Annotated in this window: 10 protein-coding genes; all 10 read left to right on the forward strand. The window is 69.0% G+C overall.

What is annotated here, in order from left to right:
• The first annotated feature begins 1 nt into the window (after position 1).
• The 10 genes from IEX37_RS13690 to IEX37_RS13735 all read left to right on the forward strand — a co-directional run bounded on the left by IEX37_RS13690 (position 2) and on the right by IEX37_RS13735 (position 8,255).
• Positions 2–493, forward strand: a complete 492-nt coding sequence (locus tag IEX37_RS13690) for a Cg1360 family ATP-synthase-associated protein (RefSeq protein ID WP_188756844.1) — start codon at positions 2–4, stop codon at positions 491–493.
• 171 nt (positions 494–664) lie between these two features.
• On the forward strand, positions 665–1,444 hold the full coding sequence (gene atpB / locus IEX37_RS13695) for a F0F1 ATP synthase subunit A (RefSeq protein WP_188756845.1): 780 nt from the start codon (positions 665–667) through the stop codon (positions 1,442–1,444).
• A gap of 43 nt (positions 1,445–1,487) precedes the next feature.
• On the forward strand, positions 1,488–1,727 hold the full coding sequence (gene atpE, locus IEX37_RS13700) for an ATP synthase F0 subunit C (RefSeq protein WP_188756846.1): 240 nt from the start codon (positions 1,488–1,490) through the stop codon (positions 1,725–1,727).
• A 35-nt stretch (positions 1,728–1,762) separates the two neighbouring features.
• Positions 1,763–2,314 (forward strand): F0F1 ATP synthase subunit B, encoded by a 552-nt coding sequence (locus IEX37_RS13705; RefSeq protein ID WP_188756847.1) that lies wholly within the window; start codon positions 1,763–1,765, stop codon positions 2,312–2,314.
• The gene (locus IEX37_RS13710; RefSeq protein ID WP_188756848.1) at positions 2,314–3,096 is read left to right on the forward strand and encodes a F0F1 ATP synthase subunit delta; all 783 of its coding nucleotides are present in this window, start codon (positions 2,314–2,316) and stop codon (positions 3,094–3,096) included. Before IEX37_RS13705 ends, IEX37_RS13710 begins: the two co-directional genes overlap by 1 nt.
• 68 nt (positions 3,097–3,164) lie before the next feature.
• A complete protein-coding gene (gene atpA, locus IEX37_RS13715; protein ID WP_188756849.1) occupies positions 3,165–4,808 on the forward strand; it encodes a F0F1 ATP synthase subunit alpha in 1,644 nt (547 codons plus the stop codon).
• A gap of 21 nt (positions 4,809–4,829) precedes the next feature.
• Positions 4,830–5,726: a F0F1 ATP synthase subunit gamma gene (locus IEX37_RS13720; protein ID WP_188756850.1), complete on the forward strand. Its 897-nt coding sequence runs from the start codon at positions 4,830–4,832 to the stop codon at positions 5,724–5,726.
• A gap of 47 nt (positions 5,727–5,773) precedes the next feature.
• Positions 5,774–7,225, forward strand: a complete 1,452-nt coding sequence (gene atpD / locus IEX37_RS13725) for a F0F1 ATP synthase subunit beta (RefSeq protein WP_188756851.1) — start codon at positions 5,774–5,776, stop codon at positions 7,223–7,225.
• A gap of 2 nt (positions 7,226–7,227) precedes the next feature.
• The gene (locus IEX37_RS13730) at positions 7,228–7,488 is read left to right on the forward strand and encodes a F0F1 ATP synthase subunit epsilon (protein WP_188756852.1); all 261 of its coding nucleotides are present in this window, start codon (positions 7,228–7,230) and stop codon (positions 7,486–7,488) included.
• Between the two features lie 5 nt (positions 7,489–7,493).
• The gene (locus IEX37_RS13735) at positions 7,494–8,255 is read left to right on the forward strand and encodes a YaaA family protein (RefSeq protein ID WP_188756857.1); all 762 of its coding nucleotides are present in this window, start codon (positions 7,494–7,496) and stop codon (positions 8,253–8,255) included.
• Positions 8,256–8,657 lie beyond the last annotated feature (402 nt).

An 8,657-nucleotide genomic window follows, 5' to 3' on the forward strand; every position in this document is an offset into this window, starting at 1 on the left:
CATGTCCGCCCGTAAGACGATCTCCAGCAACCCCATGCTCCGCGCCGGCCTGCGCTGGACCGCCATCGTCGGGGTCGCGGTGCTCGTCGTCGCCTCGATCGTGGGCTGGTTCGTGGCCGGGACGGACGGACTGTGGAGCGGCGTGCTGGGCGCGGCGCTGGGCGCGCTGTTCCCGATCATCACGGTCGCGAGCCTCCTGCTCGGCAACCGCTGGTACGGCACCCCGTCCTTCCTGACGGTCTCGTTCGGCATCACGATGGGCGTGCTGCTCGTGAAGATCGTGGTGTTCGTCGTCGCCCTCAACGTGGTCTTCGGGCTGCCGTGGGTCGAGCGGCTCGTCCTCTACGGCGCGCTCGTGGCGGCCGCCCTGTCGTCCCTCGTCGTCGATGTGGTCGTCGCGTCGCGCATGCGCATCTCCGGCGCGAGCGACGTCGCCCTCCCGGGGGACGAGGTCGAGGACGACGGCGCGGGGAACGGGCGCCCACGCGCGTGACTTCTACAGCGTGTCAAAGGTGACGCAGACCTTTGGTAGGGTGGATGAGTTCCCGCGGCCGGCAGACGGCGCACAGCGCAGTGGTCCCGCGGTGATCGACACCTCGCAACCGATTCACCCCCTCAGGCCACGCCTGGGCGAGAACCTGGAGCCACCGCGTTGACTCAAGCGATGTTGATCGTCCCGATGGCCGCAGCGAACGAGTTCCATCCCCCGTCGATCACGGACTTCTTCCCGGAGATGCTCGCCGGGCTGCCGATCACGCGCATCAACCTCGTCCAGATCCTGGCGACGCTGGTCCTGGTGCTGATCCTCGTGCTGGGAACGCGCCGCATGACGGTCGTCCCCGGCCGCTTCCAGAGCGTGCTCGAGTTCGGCTTCGGCTTCGTGCGCGAGAACATCGCCTACGAGCTGCTCGGCCGCAAGGACGGCGCGCGCTTCGTGCCGCTGCTGACGGCCATGTTCTTCAGCATCTTCTTCCTGAACATCACGGGTATCATCCCGTTCCTCAACATCGCGGGCACCTCGGTGATCGGCGCCCCGCTCGTGTTCGCGGTCGTGGCATACGTCACGTTCATCTACGCCGGCATCAAGCGCCACGGCGTCTTCCGCTTCCTGCGCAACTCGCTCGTGCCCGGCGGGGTCCCGATCCCGCTGATCCCGCTCATCGCCATCGTCGAGCTGATCTCGACGTTCATCGCGCGTCCCGCGTCGCTCACGCTGCGTCTTCTGATGAACATGATGGTCGGGCACTTCATGCTCGTGCTGTTCTTCTCGGCGACGCACTTCTTCCTGCTCAGCGCGAGCTGGATGACGCCGCTGGCCGTCGGCACGCTCGGCCTCGGGTTCGCCTTCATGCTGTTCGAGGCGTTCGTCGCCTTCCTGCAGGCCTACGTCTTCACGATCCTCACCGCGGTCTACATCCAGCTCGCGGTTGCGGAAGAGCACTGACGGGCAGCTGACCGGCTGCCCGCCCTAAGAAAGGAAACAACCAGTGGACGCAACGACGGTTCTCGCCGCCATTGAGGGCAACATCGCGACGGTGGGCTACGGCCTCGCCGCGATCGGCCCGGCCATCGGCCTGGGCATCCTCTTCGGCAAGGTCGTCGAGTCGACGGCCCGCCAGCCCGAACTCGCCGGCAAGTTCCAGCAGACCATGTGGATCGGTCTCGCCTTCATCGAGATCCTCGCCTTCATCGGCGTCGCGACGCCGTTCATCTTCGCCGCGATCTGATCCTCTACCGCGACTTCAGAGATTAAGGAGACAGGATGCTGAACGCTCTTGTCGTCGTCGCGGCGGAGGAAAGCAGCAACAATCCGCTGCTGCCCGCCTGGTACGACATCATCTGGTCGGGCGTCTGCTTCCTCATCATCGCGATCGTCGTGGTGCGCGTCGCCCTGCCGCGCCTGAACAAGGTGCTCGACGAGCGCGCCGCCGCCATCGAGGGCAACATCGCCAAGGCCGACGAGGCCCAGCGTCAGGCCGAGGCCGCCCTCGAGGAGTACACGAAGCAGCTCGCCGAGGCTCGCAAGGAAGCCGGTGACATCCGCGAGGCCGCCCGGGAGGACGGCAAGCGCATCGTCGCCGACGCCAAGGCCGCCGCTGCCGCCGAGGCCGAGCGCCTCACGGCCAGCGCGCACGCGCAGATCGAGGCGGAGCGCCAGGCGGCGCTCGTCTCGCTGCGCGGTGAGGTGGGCACGCTCGCGGTCGACCTGGCCGGCAACGTCATCGGCGAGTCGCTGAGCGACGACCAGCGTGCCGCGGCCGTGGTCGAGCGCTTCCTCGCCGACCTCGAGGCATCTGAGAAGGCGGCCAAGTAATGGGAAGCGCGACCACTCAGGCGCTCGCGGCGCAGACGGATGCTCTCAGCGCCGCGACGGTCGACCTCGACACGGCCCGCGAGCTGTTCGCGGCCGCCCGTGCCGTCGCCGGCTCCCCGGCGCTGAGCGGCGCGCTCACCGACGCGTCCGCGGCGCCGGAGGCGCGCAGCGCTCTCGTCGCCCGCGTCTTCGGCTCGCTCTCGCCGACCGCGCAGTCGCTCCTGTCGACGACCGCCGCCCAGCGGTGGTCGTCGCAGGGCGACCTGCTCGACGGGATCGAGGAGCTCGCCATCCGCGCGGCCGCCAAGGCCGAGCAGGACGACCTCGAGGGCGAGCTGTTCCGCGTCTCCCGCATCGTCGCGGAGAACCCGGAGCTCGAGCTCGCGCTCGGCAGCCGTCTCGGCGACGGGGCAGCCAAGGGGGCGCTCATGGAGTCCCTCCTCGGGAGCCGCGCGAGCGCCGGCACGACGCTCGTCGTGTCCTCGCTCGTGCAGCAGTCGCGCGGACGGCGGGTCCGTGGCCTGCTGTCGCGCGCCATCCGCATCGTCTCTTCGCAGCGCGGCCGGATGGTCGCGACGGTCACGACCGCGACCCCCCTGTCGCCGGCGCAGACCGAGCGCCTGGCCGCCGCGCTGTCGCGCAGCTACGGCGGCGACGTCACCATCAATCCCGTCGTCGACCCGGCGGTCGTGGGCGGCGTGCGCGTGCAGATCGCGGACGACGTCATCGACGGCAGCATCGCCTCGCGTCTCGCCGACGCGCGGCAGAAGCTGGCCGGCTGACCCGAACTCTTGCCGCCCCGAGCGGACTCACTTGGGGATCCGCGGATCCCACAACCTGAAGGAAGACAATGGCAGACATCACGATCAGCCCCGACGTCATCCGTGACGCGCTGAAGGACTTCGTCGCCGCCTACGAGCCGACGGGCGACGCGGCGACCGAGGTGGGCACCGTCATCGACGCAGCCGACGGCATCGCCCACGTCGAGGGCCTGCCCGGCGTCATGGCCAACGAGCTCGTGCGCTTCGCGGACGGCACGCTGGGCCTCGCGCAGAACCTGGACGAGAACGAGATCGGCGTCGTCGTGCTCGGCGAGTTCGCCGGCGTCGAGGAGGGCCAGCAGGTCACGCGCACGGGCGAGGTGCTCTCGGTCCCCGTGGGCGAGGGCTACCTCGGCCGCGTGATCGACCCGCTCGGCAACCCGATCGACGGCCTGGGCGAGATCACGGGCATCGAGGGCCGCCGCGCCCTCGAGCTGCAGGCGCCCGGCGTGATGCAGCGCAAGAGCGTGCACGAGCCGATGCAGACCGGCATCAAGGCGATCGACGCCATGATCCCGGTCGGCCGCGGCCAGCGTCAGCTGATCATCGGTGACCGCCAGACCGGCAAGACCGCGATCGCGATCGACACGATCATCAACCAGCGGGCGAACTGGGAGTCGGGCGACCCGACCAAGCAGGTCCGCTGCATCTACGTCGCGATCGGCCAGAAGGGCTCGACCATCGCCTCGGTGAAGGGCGCCCTCGAGGAGGCCGGCGCGATGGAGTACACCACCATCGTCGCGGCCCCCGCATCCGACCCGGCCGGTTTCAAGTACCTCGCGCCCTACACCGGCTCGGCCATCGGCCAGCACTGGATGTACGCCGGCAAGCACGTCCTGATCGTGTTCGACGACCTGTCGAAGCAGGCCGAGGCCTACCGCGCCGTGTCGCTGCTGCTGCGCCGCCCGCCGGGCCGCGAGGCCTACCCGGGTGACGTGTTCTACCTGCACTCGCGTCTCCTCGAGCGCTGCGCGAAGCTGTCGGACGACATGGGTGCCGGTTCGATGACGGGTCTGCCGATCATCGAGACGAAGGCGAACGACGTCTCGGCCTACATCCCGACCAACGTGATCTCGATCACGGACGGCCAGATCTTCCTGCAGTCCGACCTGTTCAACGCGAACCAGCGTCCCGCGGTCGACGTGGGCATCTCGGTGTCGCGAGTCGGCGGTGACGCGCAGCTGAAGCACATCAAGAAGGTCTCCGGCACGCTCAAGCTCGAGCTCGCCCAGTACCGCTCACTGGAGGCGTTCGCGATGTTCGCGTCCGACCTCGACGCGGCCTCGCGCCGTCAGCTCGCCCGCGGTGCGCGTCTGACCGAGCTGCTCAAGCAGCCGCAGTACTCGCCGTACCCCGCGGAGGAGCAGGTCGTCTCGATCTGGGCCGGCACGAACGGCAAGCTCGACACGATCGAGGTCGAGGACGTGCTGCGCTTCGAGCGCGAGATGCTCGACTACCTCCGTCGCAACACGTCTGTCCTCGACACGCTGCGCGACACGGGCAAGCTCGAGGACGAGACGGTCGCGGAGATGGAGAAGGCGATCGACACGTTCCTGCTCGAGTTCCAGGGCGGCAAGGGCGTTCACCTCGGTGCGCCCGGCCACGAGGAGCACGAGGCGGCGGACGCCGCCGAGGTGGCGCAGGAGAAGATCGTCAAGGGCCGCCGGGCGTAACGCCCTCGGAGAAGACGGAACATGGGCGCACAACTCCGGGTCTACAAGCAGAAGATCTCTTCTGCCCAGACCACCAAGAAGATCACGAAGGCGATGGAGCTCATCGCGGCTTCGCGCATCCAGAAGGCGATGGCGCGCGTCCGCGCGTCGTCGCCCTTCTCCCGCGCGGTGACGCGTGCCGTCTCGGCGGTCGCCACGCACACCGACATCGACCACCCGCTCACGCGGGAGCCGGAGTCGGTGAAGCGCTCGGCGATCGTGATCCTCAGCTCCGACCGCGGCCTCGCCGGCGCGTTCAACTCGCAGGTGATCCGTGAGGGGCTCGAGCTGGCGGAGCTGCTGCGGTCGCAGGGCAAGGACGTCGTGTTCTACCTCTTCGGCCGCAAGGCGGTCGGCTACTTCCAGTTCCGCGGCATCGCGACCGCGGCGGAGTGGACGGGCGACGCAGACGTGCCGAGCTTCGCGACGGCCGAGGCGATGGCCACGTCCCTGCTCGAGGCGTACGAGACGGACGCCTCGGAGGGCGGCGTGGACGAGATCCACCTCGTGTACAACCGCTTCGTCAGCATGATGACGCAGGAGGCGGAGCAGGTGCGCCTGCTTCCCCTCGAGGTCGTCGAGGGGGACGAGGCGGAGGCCGCGAGCAGCGAGATCTACCCGCTGTACGAGTTCGAGCCGGACGCGATCGACGTGCTCGACGCGCTGCTGCCGGTGTACATCCAGAGCCGCATCTTCAACGCGCTGCTGCAGTCGGCCGCCGCCAAGCAGGCCGCGACGCAGAAGGCGATGAAGTCGGCCAGCGACAACGCCGACAAGCTCATCACCGACTACACCCGCCTGCGCAACAACGCGCGTCAGGCCGAGATCACGCAGCAGATCGCCGAGATCGTCGGCGGCGCCGACGCCCTGGCGTCCTGAGCGAAACCGCGCAAGGCCTGAGAGACCTAGTAAGAGAGAGACGAAAAATGACTCCCACCGCCACGGCTGAGACCGGGACCGCGGTCGTCGGGCGCGTCGCACGCGTCACGGGGCCCGTCGTCGACATCGAGTTCCCGCACGACGCGATCCCCGAGATCTACAACGCCCTGAAGACCACGATCGTCATCGGCGACACGTCGACCGAGATCACGCTCGAGGTCGCGCAGCACCTCGGCGACGACATGGTCCGCGCCATCTCGCTGAAGCCGACCGACGGCATGGTCCGCGGCCAGGAGGTGCGCGACACCGGCGCCCCCATCTCGGTGCCCGTCGGCGACGTCACCAAGGGCAAGGTCTTCAACGTCACGGGTGACGTGCTGAACCTGCCCGACGGCGAGACCATCGAGGTCACCGAGCGCTGGCCGATCCACCGCAAGGCTCCGAACTTCGACCAGCTCGAGTCGAAGACCCAGATGTTCGAGACCGGCATCAAGGTCATCGACCTGCTCACCCCGTACGTGCAGGGTGGAAAGATCGGCCTCTTCGGCGGCGCGGGCGTCGGCAAGACCGTCCTCATCCAGGAGATGATCCAGCGCGTCGCGCAGGACCACGGCGGTGTGTCGGTGTTCGCCGGTGTCGGTGAGCGCACGCGTGAGGGCAACGACCTGATCCACGAGATGGACGAGGCCGGCGTCTTCGACAAGACCGCGCTCGTGTTCGGCCAGATGGACGAGCCCCCGGGGACGCGTCTGCGCGTGGCCCTGTCGGCGCTGACGATGGCGGAGTACTTCCGCGACGTCCAGAAGCAGGACGTGCTGCTCTTCATCGACAACATCTTCCGCTTCACGCAGGCGGGCTCCGAGGTGTCGACGCTGCTGGGCCGTATGCCCTCGGCCGTGGGCTACCAGCCCAACCTCGCGGATGAGATGGGTGTGCTCCAGGAGCGCATCACGTCGACGCGCGGCCACTCGATCACCTCGCTGCAGGCGATCTACGTGCCCGCCGACGACTACACCGACCCGGCGCCGGCGACCACGTTCGCGCACCTCGACGCCACGACCGAGCTGTCGCGTGAGATCGCGTCGAAGGGTCTGTACCCCGCGGTGGACCCGCTGACGTCCACGAGCCGCATCCTCGACCCGCGCTACATCGGTGAGGACCACTACCGCGTGGCCACGTCGGTGAAGCAGATCCTGCAGAAGAACAAGGAGCTGCAGGAGATCATCGCGATCCTCGGTGTCGACGAGCTCTCGGAAGAGGACAAGATCGTCGTGTCGCGTGCGCGCCGCATCCAGCAGTTCCTCTCGCAGAACACCTACATGGCCAAGAAGTTCACGGGTGTCGAGGGCTCCACGGTTCCGATCAAGGAGACCATCGAGTCGTTCGACGCCATCGTGAAGGGCGAGTTCGACCACGTCGCCGAGCAGGCGTTCTTCAACGTCGGCGGCATCAGCGACGTCGAGGCCAAGTGGGCGCAGATCCAGAAGGAGAACGGCTGAGCATGGGCCTCCAGGTCACCCTGGTCTCCGCCGAGGCAGAGGTCTGGACGGGCGAGGCGAACCTCGTCGTCGCGAAGACCACCGAGGGTGAGATCGGCTTCATGCAGGGGCACGAGCCCATGCTGGCGATCCTCGCCGAGGGCCAGGTGCGCATCACCCAGGCCGACGGCGCCAAGTTCACCGCGGACGCCCGTGACGGCTTCGTGTCGATGGAGGGCGACGTGCTCACCATCGTCGCCGGCCACGCGGCGCTGACCTCCTGACCACGATCCTCCTGCCCCCTTCGGAGACGAAGCGGGCAGGCGGATCGGGCGCCCCTCTCGACCTCGACGGCCTCGCGCTGCCGGTGCTCGCACCGCAGCGCGAGGCCGTCGCCGCGTCGGTCGTGGCGCTCTCGTCCGACCCGGACCAGGCCGCGCGCGTGCTGAAGCTCTCGGCCCGGCAGCGGGGCGAGATCGAGGTCAACGCCGCGGTGCGCTCCGCGCCCACCATGGCCGCAATCGACCGTTACACGGGCGTCCTGTTCGACGCCCTCGACGCCGCGACCCTCGACGAGCGGGCGCGCGTGTGGCTGGGGGAGCACGCGCTGATCCAGACCGCGCTGCTGGGGCCCGTCGGCGCGCTGGACCCGATCCCGGCGTACCGCCTGGCCGCGGGCGCGTCGCTCCCCGGCCTGGCACCGCTGAAGCGGGTGTGGGCGGATGCCGTGCGCGACGCCCTGCGAGGGATTCCGGGCCCCGTGGTGGACCTGCGGTCGGAGTCCTACGCCGCGCTCGGCCCGGTGCCCGCCGAGGTCCCGAGCGCGTACGTGCGCGTGGTGGCCGAGGGCCCGGACGGCACGGTCCGCGCGCTCAACCACTTCAACAAGCGCGCGAAGGGCGAGCTGACCCGCCGCCTCGCCGAGTCGCGCCCCCGCCTGTCCTCGATCACCGACCTGCTCGCGTGGGCCGACGACGCGGGTATCGCGCTCCGCCCCGGCAGCCGGGAGGGTGAGCTCGAGCTCTTCGCCGCGCCATCTCCGGCTCGTTGAGGGGGCGCTTCTTTTTTCTCGCTTTTCGTTTTTCTCCTTTCTTTTTTCTCCCACGCTCTTCTTTTTTCTCCCACGCTCTTCTTTTTTCCTCCCGCTCGTCGGGCCCCGGTGGGGCCGCTCCTCGGGGGAGGCGCTTCGCTTTGCTTCGCGCGCCGGCGCTTCGCGCCTGGTTGGCGGGCGCACTCGCGCCCGCACGCTCGCGCTGGCGCGCTCGCACCGGGTTGAGGTGGGTGGGTAGGGGTAGGGGGCTTTTGGTTGCTCGTTGAGTGGGGCCGCGGTCGCGCAGTCGAAGCCGAGGCAGGGGGCCGACGTTTTCCCGGTCGTTGAGCGGAGCGGCGGAGCCGCGGAGTCGAAACGGGTTGAGCGGAGCCGCGTAGCGGCGGAGTCGAAACCGAGGCGGGA

The organism is Microbacterium album, assembly GCF_014643695.1.
GTDB lineage: Bacteria > Actinomycetota > Actinomycetes > Actinomycetales > Microbacteriaceae > Microbacterium > Microbacterium album.